Annotated in this window: 1 protein-coding gene; it reads left to right on the top strand. The window is 38.7% G+C overall.

Annotated elements, in window-relative coordinates; all coding sequences use genetic code 11:
• Positions 1-169 precede the first annotated feature (169 nt).
• Entirely contained in the window at positions 170-985 is an 816-nt protein-coding gene (locus FE784_RS40545) for an aminoglycoside 3'-phosphotransferase (protein ID WP_139607980.1), read from the top strand.
• The last annotated feature ends 78 nt before the right edge of the window (positions 986-1063 follow it).

Genomic DNA, 1063 nt, shown 5'->3' on the forward strand with positions numbered 1-1063 from the left:
AAGCCGTATGCGGGAAAACCGCACGTACGGTTTGATGAGGAAGGGCTGGCATCCCCAGCCCCTTACTCTACTGTGTTAAATAACAGGTACTGAAGGTAAAGGAATATTATTGTTTAATGTAGAATAGAGGCGAGATACATAAAACCGAAATGGAAGTGAACTGAAATAAATGAATATGAAGGTTGAATCAATTTATGAGACTTTTCCTGCTGAAGTACAGTCATACATTAGAGATGCAGTGGTGACAATCATTAAAAATAACGCCAGATCAAATGTATTTCACATAGAAAAAGAAGCTAATGATATTTTTCTGAAAGTGACTCCAATAAACCAAATGCAAACCGAAGCCCTGATGACGGATTACTTATATAAATACGGGGTGTGCCCTAGAGTTTTGCATTATTCTTCAGATGACAAAAGAGATTATCTTATTACGGATCGCATTCCTGGTTCGGATGCAGTAAGCGACGAATATCTTATGCAACCAGAGCGTTTGACTGAAGTGTTTGCAGAAAGTCTTTTGAAATTGCATCAGGTGGAGTATAGTGACTGCCCAATTATTAATGGGTTGGAGGAAATGGTTATCAGAGCGGAAGGAAATTACCGAGAGGGCAGGGCTGAAAAGGGCATTCTTCGATATTTGGGATATACGAGCATTGAATCGGCGCACGAAAATATGATTAATTTGTACAAATATGTGAACGAAGATAAAGTCGTCATTCATGGAGACCACTGCTTACCAAACCTAATCTTGCACGACTTTAAAATGAATGGATATGTTGATGTAGCGTATGGTGGCATTGGAGATCGCCATTATGATATTTTCTGGGGACTTTGGTCTTTACAGCATAACTTGAAGGGGGACTATTCACAGCAGTTTATTCAAACATATGGCAATCATCTCATCGATCCAGATCGACTTCGTCTATGTGGACTTCTGTCTGTCTTTAACGGTTTTAGGGGACAAGACTATTATGAATATTAAAATCGTCGTTAACTGAACTCCCATAAAAATTAAATCTACCGAAAAACCTCAAAAAGACAATAATAAACTAGACCTAGC

Source organism: Paenibacillus hemerocallicola (assembly GCF_006265175.1).
GTDB classification, from domain to species: domain Bacteria; phylum Bacillota; class Bacilli; order Paenibacillales; family NBRC-103111; genus Paenibacillus_AB; species Paenibacillus_AB hemerocallicola.

Excerpts from the sequence above, each read along its gene's own strand:
- FE784_RS40545 (WP_139607980.1), top strand. The coding sequence starts at position 170 with ATGAATATGAAGGTTGAATCAATTTATGAGACTTTTCCTGCTGAAGTA.